Consider the following 22,168-nt stretch of genomic DNA (forward strand, 5'->3'; position numbering starts at 1 on the left):
TCTTGACTATGCTGTATCGCTCGACGGACTGCCGCTGTCGTCGTGGCGCTCCCGTGGTGAACCTGGCCCATAGTGCTTCCTTCCATTCCGATGAAAAGATTGCACCATCAAAACCCGGGACCAAACAGCTAGGATAACGAAAGCCCTTATACAGCGACATCGATCCTTCCCTTTACTCCGGGGAGATCTCGCAAAATCATCGTATCATCGTTAACCTGACAAAACCCGCCTGCCGATATTTCGGATAGTGCGGGCGGACAGATAATCCTGGATGCTATCCGCAAACGCTGGCCGTGGGTGAAGCAGCTGTTCGCAGATGGGGCCTATGACCGCTTGCAGTTGATGGACAAAGCCGCCTTTCACGACTTTACGGTCGAAATTATCCGGCGGTCAGATACGGCAAAAGGATTTGAGGTCCTGCCACGCCGATGGGTCGTTGAACGGACATTCGGCTGGATGATCCGCTGGCGCCGACTGGTGAGGGACTACGAACAGCGTATCGACGTCGCAGACGCCATGATCCACATCGCCATGGGAAGCCTCATGCTACGCCGAAACGCTCATCCGTGAATTTCCACAAGGGCTCTAAGTAGTTATCAACGTCTATTGAAACAACAGGGCCATCAGGCTCACTAAAATCGTAGTGCGGGGGAAATCTTCGTTTACAGTAAAAGTGATCACTAATCCGGGATATAAGCCTTTTTTATAAGCATCCATCGATATTGTGACTTTCTCGCCAACAGATGGAATACAGTTTGACGAGGTTTTATATATTTCCGTCCCGCCGATAACAAATCGTATTTTCACCTTCATTCTTTTTAGGCGGTTTCCATCACCCGCATCTCTACATGCAGGTTGGCAGACGTCAGCATGTTTACGAGAGTATCGATAGCAAACACGTTGATCTTACCACGCATCAAGTCAGAGACGCGGGGTTGCGTAACACCAAGCCGGCGGGCGGCTTCTGCCTGCGTCCATCCACAATCGCGGATTCTCTTCTCCAACGCCATCATCAGCGCCGAACGCAGTTTCATGTTTTCTGCCTCGGCGGGGGTGTCCTCGAGAGCATCCCACACGCTGGCAAAACTCTGGTTCGTCATCGTCCTATCTCCCTCACAAGATCGCCGTAGCGCTGGGTTGCCAAATCGAGATCGGCCTTGCTGGTCTTCTGCGTCTTCTTCTGGAAACAGTGCAGCACATAGACAGCATCAGCAAATTTGGTCACGTAGATCACGCGAAACGCTCCGGAGGCATCCCTCAAACGTATTTCCTGCACGCCCGGCCCGACTGTCATCATAGGCTTCCAGTCAGCGGGTACCTCTCCGCTCTGCACTTTATCAAGCTGATACCCCGCTTCGCGCCGCACAGAGAGAGGAAAGTCGCGCAAATCGTTGAGGGCGCTCCCTCTGAATTGCAACATCTTCATCCGAAGGATATACAAAATTTTGTATGCTATTGTCACCTCCTTTATCTGAATAAAATAGAAAAATCTCCTGCTCATGATCCTGTGGGATTGTGGTGTGTCGGGCGCGCTGTGGGCAGGGTGAAGGCCTGTCCATAGGGCGCACGTACCCGCCCTGGCGGCACTCCACAAGTCCGTAGGACAATCTCCCTGTCACCAAATTTCATTTGCTTTTGTCTTTCTTGTTCTTCTTATGTTCCGTTCTGAAAGGAGGAGCATCATGGACAACACCGCACTCGACACATTGCGCAGGCGCATCCGGCAGATCGAGCGATGCGACCATACAGACCACGCCCATCTACGCCTGGAGACAGGCTATGACCCGATCGATCATCATCTCAATGGCGGTCTGGCGGGTGGCGCGCTGCATGAGTTTCTGATCGCCTCCCCGCTCGAGCGCGGCAGCACGCTCGCCTTTCTCCTGCCGTGCCTGGCGCAGAGCGATCGCCCGGTTTTCTGGCTTTCGACACGCCCCTCCCAGCTCTTCGGGGCAGGGCTGGATGCACTCGGCATCGCACGTCGACGCCTTTTCTGCCTCGAGCTCGTGCCGGATCGGCTTCTGCCGGTTGCCGAGGACATCCTGCTGTTGATTTTCATTGAGAACTGACCCTGGGAGGGCGGAAATTTTCATTAAGAATTGACCCATGCCTGACACTGCCCCCGATGCATGAGCGCGGGAGGCGAAGGAGTGATCAGCATGGACTTGTTGAGTGTAATCCGCCGTTGGCATTACCGGGATCGTCTGCCGATCCGCGAGATTGAGCGTCGGACATCTGTCGCGAAATACGATCCGCAAATACCTTCGTTCTGAGACGCTCGAGCCGGTTTTTGCGAGCGCGGTTCGGATGAGCAAGCTGGATCCGTTTGCCCAAAAGCTGACGAACTGGCTGGAGCTTGAGGCTTCGAAGTCGCGCAAGCATCGTCGTACGGGACGTCGCCTCCATGTGGACCTCGTGGCGCTTGGCTATGAGGGGTCGTATGGGCGAGTTGCGGCCTTCATAAGAGAGTGGAAAGTCGAGCAGCAGAAGGCAAAACAGACGACAGGACGGGGCGTGTTCGTCCCCTTGCGTTTTCAGCTGGGCGAAGCCTTCCAGTTCGACTGGGGCGAGGACTGGGCGGTTATTGGGGGGAGACGGATCAAACTGCAGGTTGCCCATACCAAGCTCTGCTATAGCCGTGCTTTCATTTTGCGGGCCTATCCGCTCCAGACGCATGAAATGCTGTTCGATGCCCTGACACAGGCTTTCCGTGTGCTGGGTGGCGTCCTCCGCAGAGGCATTTTCGACAATATGAAAACCGCCGTGGATCGCATCGGGCAAGGCAAGGTTCGTCAGATCAATCTGCGTTTCTCTGCCCTGGTCAGCCATTATCTCTTCGAGGCGGAATTCTGTAACCCCGCAGCGGGCTGGGAGAAAGGCCAGATCGAGAAGACCGTTCAGGATGCACGGCGGCAGATCTGGCAGGACATGCCGAATTTCTCAGATCTGGCCACTTTGAATGCCTGGCTCGAAACACGTTGCCGGGAGTTATGGACCAGCCTGCGTCATGTCGAACTGCCGGGCACCATCGCCGAAGCACACGCGGCGGAAATGCCTCATCTGATGGTGCCGGGGCGGGCGTTTGACGGGTTTGTGGAACACACAAAGCGGGTCTCTCCGACCTGCCTCATTCAGTTCGAGAGCAATCGCTACAGCGTTCCGGCTTTCTTTGCCAATCGCCCTGTCAGTCTGCGCGTCTATCCCGAGCGTCTGGTCGTTGCAGCCGAAGGCAAAGTGCTTTGCGAGCACTCTCGGATCGTGGAGCGCTCCCACGGTTTACCGGGGCGAACGGTCTATGACTGGCGGCACTATCTGGCCGTAATCCAGCGTAAACCCGGCGCCTTGCTCTTGTTGGGGAACATACACCATAAAAAAATGCGACTCCCCCGGGAGGAAGTCGCATTCTTGTAAGAAGCACGGATGGATTATTCGGCGGCGATCTCGGCGTTCAGGAAGGCTGGCAGTTCCACGTCCTCCGCTGTGTGGTTCTGTTCCTCGCCAGGCTCGGCATCGTCAGGCAGCCCTGCACGCAGCGCTTCGGGGAGCCAGCCGGAACCTTCGAGCAGCCGTTCCGCCTCACGGGCCATGTCCGCTTTCTTGAGATGCGCGATCAGCCCCGCAGCCTGTTCACCGCGTGCTTCACGCACGGCGTCCAGAATATGCGGCTTGGTCACGCGGCCGAGATAGTTTTCGACGGTCGGCTGCCAGCCCGCCTCGACCGGATCAAGATGCAGGGCGGACGCCAGCCGGTTGCTGCGGGCCAGTCGGCGCTCAATCGCGCGCGGAGAAACCGATCCGTGTGGATTGACCTTCTCAAAAACGGCATTCACCCCGAAGGAGAGGCAGTGCGCGAGAAGGGCCGAACGACTGGCCTCATCCAGCCGATCCAGCCACGCCCAGAGTTCGTCCTCGTCCTGTGGCAGATCCTGCTTCCATCCTTCGTGCCGCGCGCGCAGGGCATGGGCCGCCAGACTGCTGCCCAGATCGGACGCCTGGATCGGGAACCCGACAACGCGCACCCCGGCTTCGAGGCAGGGGCCGCCGCGATCGTCGCGGAACAGGCTGAGGCAGAGCGTATGCAGGAATTCGGTCAGCGCCACATCAGGGTTGCTGGCAAACGCGTCACGAAGGGCCAGCGTCCGCCATGCCGTCAGTTCGGAGAGCAGGCGATCCGGGATGGGACGGCGGAGATCGTCCTCGTCTTCGGCATCGTCGGGCGCAAGGTGCTGTCCCGTCGCGCCGGCAGTCGCGTCGTCAGCATGGTCTTCGGGAGCGGCGCCGTCTTCCAAGGCTGCCGCAGGATCGTGCGCGTCTGAGAGATTTTCATCTTCAAGGTCTTCCGGATGGGCAAACCCGCGCTCGATCAGCAGGGTGCCGTCGCTGTCGAGGCTGACGAAGGCCCCACCCCGCACGATGTCGCCCGGATCGAAGATTGCGGGACGGGTTTCGAGGGCTTCGATGACCTGTTCAATCTCACCAAGGCGATGATCGATTTCGTCGGGCAGTTCGTCGGCCTCGGCGTAGTCCGCCTCTATGGTTTCCTGCTCCGCACGCAGGCCGGTCAGACGTGCGGTCTCGTCCTCGGACAGCTTCGCTGGCGTTCCGTCGATCTCGATCAGGTGGCGGGTGTGCCCCCAGGGGAACGACAGAGCCGTCTCGACCCATTTCCAACCTTCGCCCCTGACCTCCTCGGCGGCGGCATGCAGTTTTTCCATCACGAGACGGTCGAGGATGACAGGATCCTGCAGCCAGCCCCCATCATCGGCCTCGAACAGGTCGCGCATGACGTGTCCGCCTGCCGCGACATAGGCGTCCAGACCGACAAACCGCGCACGGGCATCCGACGCCCGGACGGTCTTTTCGGTCAGCATCCGGCGGATGACATAGGGCTCGCGATTATGGCTCTGGGCGACGATTTCCCAGACCTGCTCCTGACGCGCCGCATCATCACTGATGGAAAATGCCATCAGTTGCTCAAGCCGCATGCCGTCCTGCTCATAGACGTCAAGCAGCTTTTCGGAGACGCTCATCAGGCGCAGACGCTGCCGGACCACGGTGCCGGGGACGAAGAACGCCGCCGCGATTTCCTCCTCGGACATGCCTTTTTCGAGCATGTCGCGGAAGGCCCGGAACTGATCCAGCGGATGCAGGGCCACGCGCTGGACGTTTTCGGCGAGAGAGTCATCCTCGGCGAGAATGGGCGATCCGACCTCGCGCACGACGCACGGCACAGGGGCGGTCTTGTTGAGCTTCTTCTGCTTCACTAGCAGTTCGAGCGCACGAAAACGTCGCCCGCCAGCCGGAATTTCGTAAGTGCCGGTCTCGTGCCCGGTGTCGTCGAGGATGGGGCGGACATTCAGGCTCTGCAACAGCCCGCGGCGTTCGATGTCTCGAGCCAGTTCGTCAATCGAAAGACCGGATTTCACGCGTCGGACATTGGACTGGGACAGGACCAGTTTGTTGAACGGAATGTCACGCGAGGAACTGAGCGCAATTTTGGAAACAGCGGTTGCCATGGCGAAAAACTCCATGACGGGCGGACAGGAGACTCACTCCTACCCTCTCGACCCGTCACGAAATTCCCAACTTCACTTTCCCTCTTTACAGCCGCTTCCAGGTGCACGGCTTTCCCCATGAGGAAAGAACGGGCACGGATGTAGCCATGCGTAAAATCGCTTAGTGATCAACGGGAACATAGCCCGGCAGCTTTTCCATGTTATCGATCCAGCGGCGCAATGACCGGTAAGGATCAAGGGCGATGTCGCCCTCCGGCGCCAGTGCGAGATACGGATAGGCGGCACAATCCGCGATAGTGGGTCGGTCTGCTGACAGCCATTTATGGGTGCTCAGATGCTGGTCGATGACCTTGAGAGTTCGCTGGCTGTTACGTACGGCATCGTCGTAACGCAGGGGATAGTCGAACAATTTCACAAGTCGTGCATCTGCCGGGCCATGCTGGATTTCATTGACGCTCACCGACAGCCACTCAATGACGGCTGCCCGGGTTGCCAGATCTACCGGCCACCAGTCTGCCTTGCCGTATTTTTCCGCCAGATAGACGAGAATGGCCTGAGAATCCCAGATCACGGTCTCTCTGTCCTGTAGGACCGGTACCTGCTGCCAGGGGTTGAGGGCGGTAAAGCCAGCTGTTTTATGTGCTCCTGCGACGATGTCGACATCCTGAATGTCAAGTTCAATGCCCGTCAGCGCGGCGAACAGCCGAACCTTGTAGCAGTTTCCAGATGGGGGACAGTTGTAGAGTATTGGTAATGTCATAACCAGTCGTTCCTTGGTTTCTTCCGCCGGAGCAGATCACCTGTCCCCGGCGCATCAAGTTTGGAGACAAAACGAAATCAATGATCGACGCAAGGAGTGACCGGTCGGTACAATTCTATTAACGCGCAATTCACCCCGCCATTCCCTGGCGTCGGGCGGTTGGAAAGGTGTTTTGCGCTGGGCGTATTCACCTCCTGCCTATTTCCCTACGGTGCACAACCGAAGCCGTTCACCGCGAGACCATAGGTCCAGGTGTTCTATTTGGCAGGCCACCCGACATAGGAGGCCGCCCAGTGCAAAAAAGTGTTTCCACACGCCACTGACCACGGTAATCAAAATGGCAACTAAGGAAAAGCCTAAACGTGTTTTTAATGGAAATTCCGCGACCTGAAACTGAGCCTGTCGAGACCTGAACTGGCCGGATCGTCGCCCCCTCCCCACGCTCCGACCTGCCGGAGCAATCCGGACAGATCGGTGAGTTCCAGCGTCACCAGATGCACGACATCACCCTCGCGCTGAATGCGCCCCCTGGCGGCCACCATGCTGGCCGAGAGGATGATCGATCGGTACTTCTCGAAGATGTCGGGCCAGATCACCAGATTGGCGACGCCAATCTCGTCCTACAGCGTGATGAAGCACACCCCCTCGCCCGACTCGGGCCGCTGGCGCACCAGCACCAGTCCGGCCGCTTCGGCCCGTTTGCCATCTCGCAGCGCCATGGCCGTGCCGCAGGGCACGATCCGGCGTTGCCGCAGGTCTTCCCGCAAGGAACGACACGGGGTGGGCGCGCAGACTCAGCCCGAGATGATTGTAGTCGCCTACCACTTCGGCGCCATCGATCATCGGCGCCAGCGCCATCGCCGGCTCGTCGGTCTCGCGCGCCTGCGCGGCCGCGGCAAACAGCGGCAGCGGCTCGTCATGCAGGCCCTTGATCGCCCACAATGACTCGCGCCGTGCCAGCCCTAAGGCCGGCCGGAAGGCGTCGGCCTCCGCCAGTCGCACCAGCGCTTCCTGGGGCACTCCGGCCCGACGCCACAGATCGTCGATCGAGGCGAACGGCCGCCGTAGCCGCGCCGCCACGAGCGCCGCCGCATGGGCGTTGGCCAGCCCCTTGACCAGGCTCATCCCCAGCTGCACCGCGAAACAGCCGCGTTCGTCGTCCTCGCCTTCGAGAGTGCTGTCCCAGCGGGAAGAATTTATACAGACCGGTCGGACCTCAATGCCGTGGTCCCGGGCATCGCGCACGAGTTGCGCGGGGGCGTAAAAACCGTCGGGTAGGGGCGAGACGTCCCGATGGGATCGATCTCTACCCCTCCCACGGAACCGGACGTGATAGTTTCCCATCATCCGGCTCCTACGTTTGCATCATCTTGTCCTGTTTTTCCTGTAGTCTCCATCGGCATGATGTGCGACGTGACATTCACGGCAGAGCACGATACGTTTCCGCTCGCGCGCGGCCTTGAGATATGTCCACAGAGTAGTGCCCTGCATGTCGGACAATCGTCGAGAGTGATGGACCTCTACCGGAGCATCGTCGCGTCCACAAAATTCGCAAACCTGTGCCCGTAGCCGATCCATGGTGTCGGTCCGACTACAGAAATAGGTTGCTGTTTGAGGATAGTGATCAAAGCGTCCAGATGCCGGATTGGGCCGGACATCCTTGAGGCGAACCATCTTCATGAAGCGTCGCCCACGGCGACCTTCATACCATAGGCCAATATCATTCCCACGCCGGAGCCTCTGGACCGTTTTCCTCACCGAGCATTTATGCTTCTGCGCCAAGGATTTCATCAAGCTCCACCACCACAGATGGTGCAACCGATTGACCTGTCGCTTCCAGATTGTGCCGAGCCTATAATACTCGGCTATCCCCCGCATAAGGGCATTATATCCGGCTAGGATTGCGATATCAGAGTTATTGATGAGCTCTCCCCGCGCATGACCTCGGTTTGTATAGAATGTTCCGAGATTTTGGCGATCGGCAAATCGTGCAAGTCTTTCTTCGGGAACATGCAGTTGCATCCGGTCGCCAGCTATACGCATGGTCACGGCGCGACCGCACCTCACCATGCGTCTTGCTCGGCCATCTCCGAATGTTTTCAGCGTGTATCCCAGGAAAGACCCACCTTCTGTTGCCTTACTGATCCCGCTTTTCTCCTGAGAGACGCTCAGTCTCAATCGATCATGCAAAAACGCGTTGATGGCCGAGAGAATATTTCGAGCGTCCTCTTTGCTGCCGATCACCCCGATAACAAAGTCATCGGCGTAGCGGCAATATTTGAGTCGGCGGTAATCCGGGTCGAAGGCATCGGTTGACGGCGTCTGCCTTCGCCGTTTCTCCAGTTCCTTAATCTGCGCTATGAGCCCCGGGACTTCGTCCTCTTCATTACGTGCTCTACGCCGTTTGATCATACTGCGTCGTGTTTTTATTTTCTCTTGGATTTCACTATAGAGAAGATGTCTCCGTCGTGTCTTCCCTTTGTTGAACCCCGTCATCATTTCCTGCATAAACTCATCGAGTTCATGCAGATAGATGTTGGCAAGGATCGGTGAGATCACACCACCCTGGGGCGCACCACTGAACGTCCGGTGAAACGTCCAGTTGTCGAGATAACCAGCCTTCAACATTCTTCCGATCAAACTGATCAGGCGTTCGTCGTCGATCCGTCGTCGTAGAAGATTCAGAAGAATGTCATGGTCGATATTGTCGTAATATCCGACAATATCGATCTCGATCAGCCATTTTACGCCATGCCATGTGTTTCTGATTTCTGTCAGAGCCGTATGGCATGATCGCCCCTGACGAAAGCCGTGAGAGTGCGTAGAAAAAACAGGCTCATAGATTTGTTCGAGCACTATTTTCACGACGGCCTGAACGAGCTTATCGTCCGCAGTCGGAATGCCCAACGGGCGTTTTGTTCCGTTGGGTTTGGGAATGTATTGCCTTCGAGCAGGAGAAAAGCGATAAGTCCCTTGCAGGACGCTGGTCATGATCCGGTTCATTCTGGCCAGCGAGAAGCTGTCCAGCGTGTTTTGCGGATCAATCCCGGGCGTTGTTGCCCCTTTGTTTGACGCAATCTGCTCGTACGCTCTCTCCCGAAGGTGAGGACTACCGAGCAGCCTGAAAAGGCCGTTAACGCGTTTCCCTTGTCTGGACAGGTTGATAATTGAGCCAAGCCGCTTTTCCACGGTAGTTGGTTGCATCAGCAAACCTCCGTCATAGAGCGACCGAGCTCGGCAAACGCGCCACCCTTCACCCGCGCAGAGGGGATTCCCCATCCGGTTGCCCGGTTGGTTTCACCCATACCCGTCCACCCGTAGGTGGCTGTCCCAGACATTACTCTGGGCATTTGGCTAATATGGCGGCTCCGTCGCCATACGGGATATCGGAGAGATACCCGCTTAGGCGATCCCGTGTTTACGCATTCGGTGAGATCCGATGTGGTTAAATGTCCCGTTCGATCGTTATCCTTCCGACAGAAGGTGGGCCGTGTCATCAAGGTTAGGTAGGGCCAATGGGTCGTCCCACCCGTCACACGGTATGGCGCGTCAATCATCGCTGCGCCATGACTGCGCCTCAAGTCCCCGATCTGGGATTCACGCAATTCAGCATTCATCATACACATCTTGCCCTGACCCCCGCTAACCTACGATGATTTCGGTCCGGTAGGGCCTTACTATCAGCATGCTATTGTCCCCCGCCGGTTTCCCGGTTGCAGCCATTGCCGGCCGAAGTAAGCTAATTGGGCATCAGGTAACTCCTTGATTTCCTGAGAAGGACTATCCTTCACTCATACGAATGCGCCACCACGGCGCACCATAGGCTGCGAGTTCAATAATGAGGCCAGAAAAACGTCCGGGTAGTGGCACTTCAGCCAGGACGAGGTGTAGGCAAGGATCGCGAAGGATGCGGCATGGCTTTCCGGAAAACCGTAGGAGCCGAAACCTTCGAGCTGCTGGTAAATGCGCTGGGCGAACTCTTCCGGATAGCCCTTGCGCGTCATGCCTTCGAGCAGACGGGTCTGGAAATTCGACACAGTGCCGGTGTTCTTGAACGTCGCCATCGCCCGGCGCAGCCCGTCCGCCTCGGCGGCGGTGAAGTCGGCACAGACCATCGCCACCTGCATCACCTGCTCCTGAAACAGCGGCACGCCGAGTGTGCGCTTGAGCACCTCCTCCAACTCCGGCGTCGGATAATCCGGCTCTTCCAGCCCCTCCCTGCGCCGCAGATAGGGATGCACCATATCCCCTATGTGGACGGCCGGCTTGGCGCAAGAGGTCACATTGATTTCGTCTCCATGTCTTTCCTCCCTTGGTATTTTATTCCGGCCGAATGCACGGATACTGAATGTGGTTTGAAGATCCGGTCAGATGCGCCCTTATGTCCAGCCTGTTCGTGCGAAGTTTTCGCTGGCCATCATGGGTGCGCGCGTAAGTGTCAGGCACCATTCTTGGATGCGTATTCGAAGATACACGGGGACATTCGGTATTGCCTGAACTGTTTCTGATTACAGCCTTCCCATCACGTCAGTCAGTACATACTCCCGGATCTACCAGAGCAAGCTCCGGTATCCATCGTCCTGGCGGCGCACGTCAGGCTGTAGCGACGCTGCGGCCAGCCGGACGATAGATCTCTTTGCGTGACAACAAGGCCCAGATGATCCGGGCCAGCTTGTTGGCCAACGCGACGGTTGCCAGACGGCCCGGGCGACGTTCCAGAAGCTTGCAGAGCCATGCTCCTGCAGCGCTCTCCCATTTCTGCGCGCGGTAAAGCATGGATGTTGCGCCCAGAACGAGCATCTTCCTTATTTCCCGATTGCCCGTCTTGGTAATTCTGCCCAATCGTGTCTTTCCGCCCGATGAGTGCTGGCGCGGGACAAGCCCGAGCCACGCCGCGAAGTGCCGGGCCGTATCAAAGGCCCCGATGTCCGTGACGGATGCGACGATCAGGGATGCAGTTACGGGACCGATCCCCGGGACGGTCAAAAGACGGCGCGCGTCTTCATCCTGCTTGGCATGGGTACGGATCTGCGCTTCCAGGCTTTCGATGCTCTCGACCAGGCGACTGTACTGTTCAAAGAGTAGAGTGGCGGTCTGTCTCATGGTGGAAGGCAGTTCAGTCGACACCTCGATTTTCGTCATTAGCTCAGACAAACGGCAGTTACCCACCGGTACGATCAAACCGAATTCGGCAGCGAGTGCGCGCAACGCGTTTATAGTCATAGTCAGTTGTTTGACGAGAAGACTACGGGTCGAATGCAGTGATAAAAGACTTTGTTGCTCTTCATCTTTGATTGGAACGAACCGAGCGTCGGGATGTGCAGCGGCAAGGCAGATTGCCGCTGCGTCAACAGCATCGTTTTTCTTGCCGCGTTTGACGAACGGTTTGACCATTTCGGGAGGAATGAGTTTGACGTCATGACCTGCATCCCGGATGACGCGAGCCCAATGATGCGATGTCCCGCACGCTTCGAGTACGACCCGGCAACGCTCAAGCTTTCCGAAGAAAGCCGCAACCTCGCTCCGGCCCAGCTTTCGCTTGAGAAGGCGTTTTCCACTCGCATCCGTGCCGTGCGCCTGAAAAACGGACTTGGCGATATCCAGGCCGATTGTGGTAATTGTCATCCGGGCGGTCTCCTCTGAATGGTCTTCCGACCCCATCATGGCACATTGATGCCGCATGGAGGCCGTCCACCCCATCTTGGATAGGGCCGGGGCGCACGATCGCGACCTGTATGACCAGATCGTAGAAGGTCGCGGGCTTCATGCGCGGCAGCATGGCCATCTGGGCGCGACTCTCGATCTGGAAGACGCCGATCGTGTCGGCGCGCTGAATCATCTCGTAAGTCTCGGGATCCTCAGCCGGTACAGAGGCCAGATCCAGGCTCAGGCGATAATGCTCGCTCATGAGCTCGAAGCCGCGCTGCAGGCAGCCGAGCATGCCCAGGCCCAGATCATCGACTTTCATGAAACACAGCGCGTCGATATCGTCCTCACATGAGGATTTTTAGGTCAATGCTTTTATCCTTCTTCTTTCCGGGATCTGGATCCAAGGTGCAGAGCTCGTTTTTCAGATCCGCGTCGGGTTACCCGATGCACGTATCAACCTCACATACGGTCGCTGCCGGAAGCAGCCGCACCATAATCCCGCATCCGGCGGGCAAGGACTCAGGGGGCGAGACCAACCTTGTCAACGGCTGTTTGACGGCCAGGACGATATACGGTCGCCCACCTGGATCCAACGGGATTGATCAGATCCCGGAGGATTTCGTGGCGGTAGTAATACTCAAGCGGCTTTCAGAAGCGCTCCCTCGATTACCACTCCCGCGGTTACGTATTTCCACAGCGCTACGAGCAACTTCCTTGCAAGGGCGGTGATCATGGTTTTCCGGACGCGTCCGCCGCTCTGCGCCACCCGCTCGTGGAACCAGAGGCTAAGCGCGGACGTCGGCTGATGCCGAAGCCAGAGCCATGCCATTTGGAGCATGGTAGCTCTCAACCGCGCATTGCCGGATTTGCTAACCCCCTGTTCCCGATTGACGGTCCCGCTTTGCCAGGGCGTCGGTGCAAGCCCGGCATAGGCAGCGACCTGTCGTCGATTGTCGAATTTGCGGAACAATCCTTCCATCCACAAAACGGCAGAAAATTCCGCCCCGAGACCCACAACGTTGGCCAACATAGAAGCGGATGGCTGCCTAGTGCCTGGCTTGCGGCGATCAACGCGTCCCGTTCAGCTTCCACGGCCTTGATCTGGTCACGGATGAGATCAAGGCGATCAAGTTCACGAATGATCTGGCTTTTCATATGTGACGGAAGTGGCCGACCGTCACCCGTGCACAGTTCTTCCAAGCGTTCCCTCCGGTCACGCCGCATTGGATTGTAGACAATCCCTTGCGAGAACAGGAGCCCCTTAACCCGGTTAACGTGTTGCACACGTTCTGCCGTCAGCACCTTTCGTTCCCTGGCAATACGTCGGCAATCTTCTTCGTCGGGAGTTGGAGGCCGCACCATCGCGCAAACGCGAGGTTCGCCTCTCTTAAAGGCCAGAAGGGTCCGGACGAGCATTTCTCCATCGATACGATCGGTTTTGAGACGACGATGACGGCGGGACATTGCGATGGAACTCGCCTCGACGACGTGGCTCTCAAATCCTTCCTGTTCGAGAGCGCGATGAATCCAGAAGCCATCAAGACCCGCTTCCTGAATAACGATGACAGGGTAATCCTTACCCATTCGGGCCTGCGCCTTCTTCCGAAGCGATCCGAACCTTTCGAGCAATCCGGCAACGTCGCCTCCCGGAACGGAATGTCTCGACATCTTTTCGCCAGCGCCAGGCGACAACGAGGTGATGAGCCAATTTTTTCGACTGAGCTCCAGGGATACGAAAAGTGCTGACAGCTCGTTCCGTACTACGTTTCCGCTATTGGTCTCGATCATGACGATATCTCCTGAACGTTTGGATGGAACCCCGGAACTGATATGGGGAGAGGCGGCGCTTTCCATCCACATAGGATCTTGTCCCAGGTGATGATCTGCCGTCCTTCCATCGCGGCCGGCTGCAATGGCACCAGCTCGTCCAGCCGGTCGCGGGTCAGCACGAACCCGCCGGGATGCTGCGAGAGATGCCGCGGCACACCGATCAGACAGCGCGCGAGGTCCAGCGTCAGGCGGATGCGCCGGTCGGTCAGATCGATCCCGGTCTCGGCAAATTTCTCTGCTTCGACATGCCGCGACCAGCCCCAGATCTGTTTGCTCAATAGAGCAATCACGTCCTCCGGTAGCCCCATCACCTTGCCGACATCGCGCAACGCGCCCTTGGCGCGATAACGGATCACGACCGCCGTCAGCGCCGCGCGGTCGCGGCCGTAATGGTCATAGACCCACTGGATGATCTCCTCGCGTCGGGCATGCTCGAAATCCACGTCGATATCCGGTGGTTCGCCCCGTTCCTCGGAAATGAACCGCTCGAACAGGAGGGTAGTGCGCGACGGATCGATGGCGGTGATGCCGAGCACGAAGCACACAGCGGAATTGGCCGCCGAGCCGCGTCCCTGACACAGGATGTCGCGCCGTCGCGCTTCACGAACGATGGAATGCACCGTCAGGAAATACGGCGCGTACTACATGCGCCCGATGAGCGTGAGTTCATGGCGGAGGATCTTCTCCACATCCGGCGGGATTGTACCGCCATAGGTCTCCCGCGCCCCCTGCCATGTCAGGGCTTCCAGCGCCTGTTGCGAGGTCTGGCCCGGGATCTCGATCTCGTCGGGATATTGATAGGCCAGATCGTCCAGAGAGAACCGGCAACGCTCGACGATCTCCATCGTACGGTCGATCGCCTCAGGATACCGCGCAAACAGCCGCACCATCTCAGCCGGTGGTTTCAGGTAGCGGCACCCCTCGGGCGGCCATCGCGTCCGGGCATCCCTCGGGCAGCGTTCGGGTGATCTCGGCCAGTCTGGCGGCGGTGTCTGCCAGTCCGGCCCCTACCTCGCCTTCCCCGATGCTCTCGCCTTCCTCGGCGGCTTTGGGCTTGCCGTATGCGTGATCGTTCCAGTCATGCCCTACGGCGGGCGGCATCAGGAAGGGCAGGCCGGTGGCGCGGGCTTTCGTCTCTCCTGTCCCGCTTTCGTCATTGTCAGCGGCAACGGCACACAGGCGCGGCCTTACGATCTCAGCCACAGCGCCAAGGTTGCCAGCATCGAACGCCACGAAAACGGCGCGGCCTGTCGCCTCGGCCACGGTTAGGCCGGTAGCGTACCCCTCAACAAGAAACCCCGGCTCGATCCCCGGTATGACGTGGAAAGCGCCTCGCACCTTTCCGCCCAGGAGGAACCGCTTTGTTCCGTCTGGCGTGATCTTCTGCACGTTGATGACGCGGCCCGATGCGTCGTGCATCGGTATGACCAGATCCCCGGCTTTGGCAGCGGTCGCATGGTCGAACCATCGGCTTTTCTCGTGGCTATACAGGCGGCCCGTGATGGTCTCGGCGGCATAGAGGGCAGTTCGTGGCGTAACGTGCTTGCGCTCGGCGTAGGGGTGCGAGGTTGCGACAGGAAGGCGGCCCACGATGGCGCGGGCCACGATCTCGGCGGCCTCATGCGCGGCCCTGTCGATCCGCTCTTGCTGCTCTCTCTGGTGTTCCTGTTCGGCCTGCCTTGCCGCTTCCTTGGCGCGGTATTCTTCGGAACGTCTGGCGCGTTCCTCGGCGGTCATTTGATCGGAGAGCGCGACACCGTAGCGATCAGCCAGCCAATGCAGAGCTTCGGTGAAGTCGCACTCCATGCGGTCGCGTATGAAGTCGATGGCGTCCCGGTTATGCCCTCGCCAATCTTTTACCCATCCAGCAAACCGCCCGGTTGTGGTGGCTGTCCATGTCCGGCGCCCCACTTTGTCTCTGGCGTACTCAATGCCCCCGCGTGTCGCCTTTCGTCTCGGATACTCGCCTAGCAAGAAATGATCGGCCAGACCTGCGATATCGGAAGCCGCACGGGCTTTGATCTCGGCGGCGATCTCAGGCGGAATGAAGGCGCGGCGCTTGCTCATAAGCGGGCCTCCCTCAGTGTCGAGGTTCTATGTCCGCTCTGGCTTTTGGGGGTAGTCATCCGGGCTATTTCCTTGCCACGGAAGCCAATTCAGGGTACTTTCTCACCCGTCGCGCTGCAAAAACGACATGAGTGAGAAGGCCCCCGGAATTGGCTTCCGGCGGGCCTTTTTCTTATGCGTTGGCGGCGATGGTGGATGACGTGCGGGTGCGCTTTCGGCGATCGCCTATGGCGTTCACGGTCGCGGCAATTTCGGGCAGATCATCGCGGCGGACGCCACAGGCAAAGCCAAGACGAATCGTGGGGATGACGCCCTCACGGGCCAGGCTATAGAGGTGCGACCGAGAATTTTTTACGCCCATATCAGCCAACACTCTCAAAGCATCGGCAAGGGGCAAAAAGTCAGTTGTTTCTAAGGCAGTGCTCATCTCTCGTGCTGCTTCCGTTCATGGATTGAAGGGCAGCAACAGGCCAAGACAGATGGCTGGCATCATGAAACAGGGATGGAAACAAGCGAGATTCTTCGTTATGGAACAAAACCTGTGAGGGTTTGCTTTGCTCCGTTGCGATGAATTTTCGCTTGTTTCCTCCTTGTCTGATTATCTCAGCTTGTTGCGGTAACTTGGTCGTTCTCGACCAACGGAATGATGAAAACCAACGGAAGGGCCGGGTAGCGTTGGTACCGCTATCCGGCCTTTTCTGTATGCGCGAGACGAAGCCGGGGCCAATCTCAGGCCGTCCAGGTTCAAAGGTGTCTCGGAGTTTCATCATTACTCAAATGAACTAGCACAGCCTCGCGCCCGCGACACGCCCTTTTTGTAAAGTATCCGCATAGAAGCTCGCACAGGGCAATTGTGACCTGTCCGGTGACAGATAATCTAACACGGGTGTTTAACCGCTGTGCGACGCTCAAATGGGCTCAAATGCCCATTCCGTTTGTCGGGTAAACGCGATCATTCGCCGAAAGCCATTGTCGATAGTCGCGCATGGTTGCGGATAGTCGCATGTTTGCTTGCAGGGCAGGTCGGGGCGCCTCGGTCAGCCAGACTGAAAGTCTGCATTTGTGTGTTGCCCAAATCTTCACTTCCACCGTGTCCCCACTTTGACCCCATCCTGACACTGCTATGATGCGGAAGTGATACGCTGGTGACACGGCGCGAGCCTGCCTGTTGTTCTCGCGTTGCAGGATCAACTGCGAAAGGAAGCCTTACCCGTCGAACGCAGCGGGATTGTAAGGCGGCTTTTCATTGGCAGCATGAAGCATACGCCAGCGCCTAGCCGCCTCCCCTTTCGCGATATCCAGCGCCTCGATGGCCTGCGACTCGGTGGCGGTCTCTTCTGCCATGGCGTCGATGAACGGGCGTCGCATGGCCTCAAGCTCTCTCAGAAGGTCGTCATCGTCGCCCCCGTCGAGGAACAGGCTATCGGTGAAATCCCATCCCGGCCCCCATTCCGGCATCTTTGCCGACTCGCCATCGGACAGAACCCCCATAAGATGGGCGAAAACGATTTCAGGCCGGATCAGGGCAGCGGGCGCGGGCCGGGTCCAGTCCCTTACCGGCCTGTCGTGAATGGCGGACAGTCTGGCGCATAGCTGGCGGGCGCTGGCGATATCGTGCGCCTCATGCAGTCTTTCCCATCGGTCATCCATGAACGCGACGCATGGCCAGAAATATGCGGGCCATATGTCCGGCTTCATAGGACAGTAAGGTTGCGTCCCTCATCTCTAAGATCGCGTCTTCTTCCTCGCGTGTGAGGGTGCCGAGCCTTTGGGTCATAGCTTCCCCACTTTCTGGCTGGCGTTGTCCAGCGAGACGGCAAGGCGCTTTGCCCATGCGGCCAGCATTTCAAGCGGAGGCGGCTCACTGGCGCCCATGAAAGCAGCCAAAATCTCGGAAATCGAATAGAGGTCCGAATAAGTGGAATGGATCAGATCGCGGCGGATCATTGCACGGCCTCCATGCGAGGCGTTGCACGGTGTCTGGCGCTCTGGTCAGGCGTTGCGACGGCATAGACAGATACGGCCAGCCCGAACGCGGCAGCGATGCCGGAAAGCGCATGTAACGAAAGCGCGATCAGCGGGCTTGTGGGTTGTACTGAAAGATCAGCGTCGGTATGAGCCGCGCCACATGCTACATAAGGGAAAGCCATTAGTCGGGTGCTCCGATTGGTGGTTAGGGACGGCGCTGAGGTTCGCGGCCTCGCGTCGTCCTGCATTAATTCATGCGTTCATCAATTCAGGATTGCAAGAGTTTATTCGTTCATGTAATCAGTAACCAACGATAAACTGCATTATCACTGGTCCCGATGACACAAGCCCTTGCCCCCCTTCCCGCCCCTCCCGAAATGCTCCCGGCTGGCATCACGCAAGCGGCGGACATGCTGGCGGCAGCGGCGCTCTCGCCTTCCACGTTGCGGGCGTACCGGACCAGTTGCACGGCGTTCTCCCGGTGGTGCCATGCTCAGGGCGTGGCATTCCTTCCGGCACAAGCCGAGACGGTAGCGGCTTATGTCTCGATGCTCATGCAGGCAGGGAAGCGGGCAGCGACAATCTCCCTCGCAGTTGCGGCGATCTCATGCGCTCATGAACTGGCAGGCCATGACGGCTTTGGGCGCTCTCGCAAGGTGAAGGATGCTCTAAAGGGAATGCGGCGCATCATCGGCACGGCCCCGGACAAGAAAGCCCCGGCCACGGCTGATCGGCTGGCGCTTATGCTGGCGACATGCGGTGACGATCTCGCAGGGCTTCGCAACCGGGCATTGCTGGCGCTCGGCTTCGCTGGCGCGTTCCGTCGCTCGGAGCTGGTCGCGCTTGCTGTCGAGGATATCCAGCAAGTCGATGGCGGAGCCATCGTGACGATCCGGCGCAGCAAGACAGACCAGGAAGGCGCGGACCAGACAATCGGCATTCTCAACGGGTCACGCCTTCGCCCCCTCGATGCCGTTACGGCATGGTGCGAGGCAGCGGGCATCGCGTCCGGCCCGATCTTTCGCAAGGTCACAAAAGACGGAACACTAGGCGCCCCTATCACGGCGCAGACCGTGGCGCAGGTGGTCAAGGCAGCGGCGAACCGGGCCGGCCTCGATCCTTCAGAATTCTCAGGCCACAGCCTCCGCTCTGGCTTCATCACGTCCGGCGCAGAGGCAGGCCATGACGCGATCCGCATTGCCGAGGTCAGCCGTCACAAGAATCTTGAGGTTCTTCGCGGCTACGTCACCCGTGCCAATCTGCTCAAGGATCACGCGGGCGCTTCTTTCATGTAGCATTCCGTTCATGATTTCATGCGTTCATGATTGATTTAATTATGAAACGCGGCCAATCATGCGGCCATGCAGCGCGATAAACTCAAAACCCTAGCCGTGGTGGCCCAAAAGGGCGGAACCGGCAAAACAACCCTTGCCCTCAACCTTGCGGCGCTCGCGGCTTCCGATGGCCTGCGTGTCGCCCTAGTCGATTGTGACCCGCAACGGTCGGCGGCCTCATGGTGGGAAACGCGAGAGGGCGAAGACATAACCCTGATTGAACGCCCCGCGTCTGACCTGCCCATGATCCAGGAGGCAGCGCGGGCAGACGGCTTTGATTTGCTGATCGTGGATACCCGGCCCAGCGTCGAGGCGGAAACCATGCAGGCCATCCAGTCGGCAACGGTCGCAGTCATCCCCACGCGCCCCGGCATCCTCGATCTTCGGGCGGTCGCGGCAACGGCTCATCTTGTCGCGTCATCACGAACTCCCGGCGTGATCGTCCTCAACCAATGCCCCCCGCCACGGTCAGAGAATGAACCCACGCTAACCGCAGAAGCTCGCGCCGTGGCGAACACGCTCGGCCTTCCCGTGGCCCCGCCTGTCGTCTCGATGCGAGCAGCTCTCTCCTACTGCCTCAACGATGGCCGGTCGGCTTTTGAGTACGAACCCGGCGGCAAGGCAGATCAAGAAACCCGCGCTCTCTGGCGCTATCTGAAAAAGGCGTATCTCGATGGCTAAAAAGGCACCCATGTCCCTCGGCGCTCTCGCAGCAAAGAAACCTAGTGCGATTGCCACCGCACCATCAGCCCCGGTCCCTGATCTTACAGGACAGGAACAGGCAAGGGCAGGACGGCCCCGGACGCTCCCTAGCGACTTCCAGACGGTCACGGTCAGGGTGTCACGCCCCGTTCGCAAAGCACTCAGGCAGGCGGCGCTTAACCATGACAAGCCGATACAGCAGATCATCACAGACGGCATCATGGATCAGCTTGCACGGCTCGCCGTCCCCGTCGAGGCAGACTAACCGGCAGGGGGGGGCACTTCCGTTGTAGCCCCTTCCATAAGGCACACGCCTCAAACAAAAACGCCGCTCAACCCATGGAGGGGAGCGGCGCTAATGGCATACCGATGCTCTATCCCGCTGAGCTACCGAACCATATATGGCGGTCCGGGTGGGACTCGAACCCACGACCTCCGGCTTCTGATGAGGACGAGAGCCCAAACTGAAACCTTCCCGCCACATATGGTTGCTAGTTTTCTTATAGCAAGGTCTGGGAATAAAATAATTTACTTTCGACGCCATGGACCAGATTGCATGGCTCGTGCGTAGCGATCAGAAATGAATAATAGGCAAAGCAGTGGCGAACAGGAAAACCGACTGTAAGACCATAAGGATCACATTTATGAAGCCTGACAGCGCACGTTTTGTAGCAGCCTTTTCCACGGTTTTCTTTATGCTCTCAGGATGCACTAGCGCATTGGAAGACAAACATTCGGCAGCAATAAGATCACCTGAGAAGTACAGGTCACATAACGATTATGTTTCGAGATGGGCAGAAACCATTGCTGGGTCAGGCCCCGGCGGCCCAGGACAGCCATACTGATGATAAATAGCCCGCAAGAATGGGAATTTCTTCCTAAGACGATCCAGACCAAGAAAACTGCAGAGAAAGAGCGAAGAACATGCGCCTCATCTTACCATCGGGATGGACGCCAACACGCACGATAGGCGTCCTCTGCATCGGATATGCCCTGGCACTCGCTCTCCTATTTAGTCGAGAGCTATCACCCAACCTAGCAGCCCTGAAAGCAGATCCATCAGCAGGCCATGTCTGGAGCGTCGTCTATGACGATCAGCAAAAGCGCCTCACAAGGATGGAAAGCAACGAATGGGGCTTCGCTATTGTAGGGTCTTTGTTGGTCTGGTGCCCGAGAATCAGGCGGACACAAAAAGTCTGACTAGCTGGCGCAACATGGTATCGCGCATTCGATAGACTAACTGGCAGGGGGCCACTTCCGATGTGACCCCTGCCCTATATGGCGACTAACCCTCTTCTATGAGCGAGTAAGAATATGATTCCGTGCTGTTCCACGTTTTCATAACCTGCCCGCATTTTTGACAAGTTGCACTATCCCTGTCCCGGACAGGAAGGCGCGTGATCGTCACTGCATACCGAGCCTGACAATGTGGGCACGTGAAATCGTCCCCTTCTCCATGTCCCCAAACCTTAACCATCAAGCCGCCTTCCTGGGCCTTCCGCCCTTAGTCCCATTGCGCCGTGACGCCGCAGCTTTGGCGGGAGACGTGACCCGGCCAGCCTGCGAGGCCATAAACGCCCGCGTCCCGAATATCCCTGCCATCAGTTCAGGCACCAGAATATCAGCGTTCAATTCCTCCCAGCACAAAGCATATCGACCCATGCGCTCAACCTTGGCTAGCTGGGCATCTGTTGCGTCCTGCAATCCCTGTATCTTTCGGGCAGGAAACTCGAACCGAGCCCCATTGGTCAGTTCTACCGTGACCCTGCCTGTCGTCGCATCATAGCCCGCAGCAACCACGCCCGGCGTAGCCTTGGCATATTCCTGACCTGCTTCCACCGCCTGTCTGTATTCCGCTTCACTGACCATGGATCGCCTCCCACTCTTTCAGCAGCGCTTCCGCATGTTCCTCAACCGCCTTAGCCAGTTTGGAGCCTTCGCGGTGGCTTATGCCCTCAACCCGTAGCAGACGCGCAGGCTTCTCAAGACTTACGATTGCCTGCCCGTCTGGCCCGATGACATGCACATGCGGAGGCTTATGATCGTTCGGAAAGATCACAACGCGATATCCCGCTATTCGCATCACCACTGGCATCAGTAGATGATGAACCTATCATGATAGGTTTTCAATAGATGAATGCAGCAGTCTTGGTCGGACCGCCTAGAACGGTACTCAGCCCGTCTGGCCCGGCACCAGATTAACCTTGAAAATATAGGGACTGAAATCCGTCAGCCTAATGCCAATAAGCAAGATATGAGAAAGGCCATGGGGAAGGAGAACCTCCATGCTGTCCATCACCTTTCCCGACCACCTGACCATCGGAATCACGCTGTCTGTGTTG

At 58.1% G+C, this 22,168-nt stretch carries 18 protein-coding genes and 7 pseudogenes; 6 read left to right on the forward strand and 19 right to left on the reverse strand.

Features of this window, described 5'->3' with window-relative positions; translation table 11 throughout:
* Window positions 1-228 precede the first annotated feature (228 nt).
* Window positions 229-570 (forward strand): annotated as a pseudogene (locus F3J08_RS12585) (transposase); the annotation flags it as partial.
* A 248-nt stretch (window positions 571-818) separates the two neighbouring features.
* On the opposite strand, the gene F3J08_RS12590 reads toward F3J08_RS12585, so the two are convergent.
* Window positions 819-1,100: a helix-turn-helix domain-containing protein gene (locus F3J08_RS12590; RefSeq protein ID WP_166930366.1), complete on the reverse strand. Its 282-nt coding sequence runs from the start codon at window positions 1,098-1,100 to the stop codon at window positions 819-821.
* Complete coding sequence (locus tag F3J08_RS12595) at window positions 1,097-1,501, reverse strand: type II toxin-antitoxin system RelE/ParE family toxin (RefSeq protein WP_240149338.1); 405 nt, start codon at window positions 1,499-1,501, stop codon at window positions 1,097-1,099. The genes F3J08_RS12590 and F3J08_RS12595 overlap by 4 nt, the downstream gene beginning before the upstream one ends.
* A gap of 181 nt (window positions 1,502-1,682) precedes the next feature.
* Between F3J08_RS12595 and F3J08_RS12600 the strand changes: the two genes are divergently transcribed.
* Complete coding sequence (locus tag F3J08_RS12600; protein ID WP_166930368.1) at window positions 1,683-2,069, forward strand: hypothetical protein; 387 nt, start codon at window positions 1,683-1,685, stop codon at window positions 2,067-2,069.
* A 90-nt stretch (window positions 2,070-2,159) separates the two neighbouring features.
* Window positions 2,160-3,345 (forward strand): annotated as a pseudogene (gene istA / locus F3J08_RS12605) (IS21 family transposase); the annotation flags it as partial.
* Between the two features lie 80 nt (window positions 3,346-3,425).
* Here the strand turns inward: istA and F3J08_RS12610 are convergent.
* From F3J08_RS12610 to F3J08_RS12675, 14 genes and pseudogenes are all read right to left on the reverse strand, one after another.
* Entirely contained in the window at window positions 3,426-5,516 is a 2,091-nt protein-coding gene (locus F3J08_RS12610; protein ID WP_166930369.1) for a ParB/RepB/Spo0J family partition protein, read from the reverse strand.
* A 160-nt stretch (window positions 5,517-5,676) separates the two neighbouring features.
* Window positions 5,677-6,276 (reverse strand): glutathione S-transferase family protein, encoded by a 600-nt coding sequence (locus tag F3J08_RS12615; RefSeq protein ID WP_166930370.1) that lies wholly within the window; start codon window positions 6,274-6,276, stop codon window positions 5,677-5,679.
* Window positions 6,277-6,644: 368 nt separating this feature from the next.
* Window positions 6,645-7,551: pseudogene (locus F3J08_RS12620) on the reverse strand (OB-fold nucleic acid binding domain-containing protein); the annotation flags it as partial.
* A 90-nt stretch (window positions 7,552-7,641) separates the two neighbouring features.
* Window positions 7,642-9,480 (reverse strand): reverse transcriptase domain-containing protein, encoded by a 1,839-nt coding sequence (locus F3J08_RS12625; RefSeq protein WP_166930372.1) that lies wholly within the window; start codon window positions 9,478-9,480, stop codon window positions 7,642-7,644.
* Window positions 9,481-10,094: 614 nt separating this feature from the next.
* A pseudogene (dnaE2, locus tag F3J08_RS12630) lies at window positions 10,095-10,532 on the reverse strand (error-prone DNA polymerase); the annotation flags it as partial.
* Window positions 10,533-10,869: 337 nt separating this feature from the next.
* Window positions 10,870-11,976: an IS110 family transposase gene (locus F3J08_RS12635; RefSeq protein WP_370458735.1), complete on the reverse strand. Its 1,107-nt coding sequence runs from the start codon at window positions 11,974-11,976 to the stop codon at window positions 10,870-10,872.
* A 1-nt stretch (window position 11,977) separates the two neighbouring features.
* Window positions 11,978-12,271, reverse strand: a pseudogene (locus F3J08_RS12640) (DNA polymerase); the annotation flags it as partial.
* A gap of 291 nt (window positions 12,272-12,562) precedes the next feature.
* A pseudogene (locus F3J08_RS12645) lies at window positions 12,563-13,713 on the reverse strand (IS110 family transposase).
* Between the two features lie 77 nt (window positions 13,714-13,790).
* Window positions 13,791-14,402: pseudogene (gene dnaE2 / locus F3J08_RS12650) on the reverse strand (error-prone DNA polymerase); the annotation flags it as partial.
* A 244-nt stretch (window positions 14,403-14,646) separates the two neighbouring features.
* A complete protein-coding gene (locus F3J08_RS12655) occupies window positions 14,647-15,822 on the reverse strand; it encodes a toprim domain-containing protein (RefSeq protein ID WP_166930375.1) in 1,176 nt (391 codons plus the stop codon).
* Window positions 15,823-15,994: 172 nt separating this feature from the next.
* Window positions 15,995-16,249, reverse strand: a complete 255-nt coding sequence (locus F3J08_RS12660; protein ID WP_166930377.1) for a hypothetical protein — start codon at window positions 16,247-16,249, stop codon at window positions 15,995-15,997.
* Window positions 16,250-17,028: 779 nt separating this feature from the next.
* Window positions 17,029-17,472 carry a hypothetical protein gene (locus F3J08_RS12665; protein WP_166930379.1) on the reverse strand — a complete coding sequence of 148 codons (444 nt, stop codon included), beginning with the start codon at window positions 17,470-17,472 and terminating at the stop codon, window positions 17,029-17,031.
* Between the two features lie 123 nt (window positions 17,473-17,595).
* Window positions 17,596-17,769: a hypothetical protein gene (locus tag F3J08_RS12670; RefSeq protein WP_166930381.1), complete on the reverse strand. Its 174-nt coding sequence runs from the start codon at window positions 17,767-17,769 to the stop codon at window positions 17,596-17,598.
* The gene (locus tag F3J08_RS12675) at window positions 17,766-17,972 is read right to left on the reverse strand and encodes a hypothetical protein (RefSeq protein ID WP_166930382.1); all 207 of its coding nucleotides are present in this window, start codon (window positions 17,970-17,972) and stop codon (window positions 17,766-17,768) included. Before F3J08_RS12675 ends, F3J08_RS12670 begins: the two co-directional genes overlap by 4 nt.
* 156 nt (window positions 17,973-18,128) lie before the next feature.
* Between F3J08_RS12675 and F3J08_RS12680 the strand changes: the two genes are divergently transcribed.
* The 3 genes from F3J08_RS12680 to F3J08_RS12690 all read left to right on the forward strand — a co-directional run bounded on the left by F3J08_RS12680 (window position 18,129) and on the right by F3J08_RS12690 (window position 20,091).
* On the forward strand, window positions 18,129-19,085 hold the full coding sequence (locus tag F3J08_RS12680; protein WP_166930384.1) for a site-specific integrase: 957 nt from the start codon (window positions 18,129-18,131) through the stop codon (window positions 19,083-19,085).
* A gap of 66 nt (window positions 19,086-19,151) precedes the next feature.
* Entirely contained in the window at window positions 19,152-19,805 is a 654-nt protein-coding gene (locus F3J08_RS12685) for an AAA family ATPase (protein ID WP_166930386.1), read from the forward strand.
* The gene (locus tag F3J08_RS12690; RefSeq protein WP_166930388.1) at window positions 19,798-20,091 is read left to right on the forward strand and encodes a hypothetical protein; all 294 of its coding nucleotides are present in this window, start codon (window positions 19,798-19,800) and stop codon (window positions 20,089-20,091) included. The genes F3J08_RS12685 and F3J08_RS12690 overlap by 8 nt, the downstream gene beginning before the upstream one ends.
* A 1,020-nt stretch (window positions 20,092-21,111) precedes the next feature.
* Here the strand turns inward: F3J08_RS12690 and F3J08_RS17565 are convergent.
* From F3J08_RS17565 to F3J08_RS12705, 3 genes are read right to left on the reverse strand one after another with little or no spacing between them, the layout of a single operon-like run.
* Window positions 21,112-21,303 (reverse strand): MJ0042-type zinc finger domain-containing protein, encoded by a 192-nt coding sequence (locus F3J08_RS17565; protein WP_166930525.1) that lies wholly within the window; start codon window positions 21,301-21,303, stop codon window positions 21,112-21,114.
* The gene (locus F3J08_RS12700; RefSeq protein ID WP_166930390.1) at window positions 21,303-21,695 is read right to left on the reverse strand and encodes a DUF2442 domain-containing protein; all 393 of its coding nucleotides are present in this window, start codon (window positions 21,693-21,695) and stop codon (window positions 21,303-21,305) included. The genes F3J08_RS17565 and F3J08_RS12700 overlap by 1 nt, the downstream gene beginning before the upstream one ends.
* Window positions 21,685-21,909 carry a DUF4160 domain-containing protein gene (locus tag F3J08_RS12705; RefSeq protein ID WP_205206990.1) on the reverse strand — a complete coding sequence of 75 codons (225 nt, stop codon included), beginning with the start codon at window positions 21,907-21,909 and terminating at the stop codon, window positions 21,685-21,687. The genes F3J08_RS12700 and F3J08_RS12705 overlap by 11 nt, the downstream gene beginning before the upstream one ends.
* Window positions 21,910-22,168 lie beyond the last annotated feature (259 nt).

It is taken from the genome of Asaia sp. As-1742 (genome assembly GCF_011753235.1).
In the GTDB taxonomy this organism is placed as follows: Bacteria; Pseudomonadota; Alphaproteobacteria; order Acetobacterales; family Acetobacteraceae; genus Asaia; species Asaia bogorensis_B.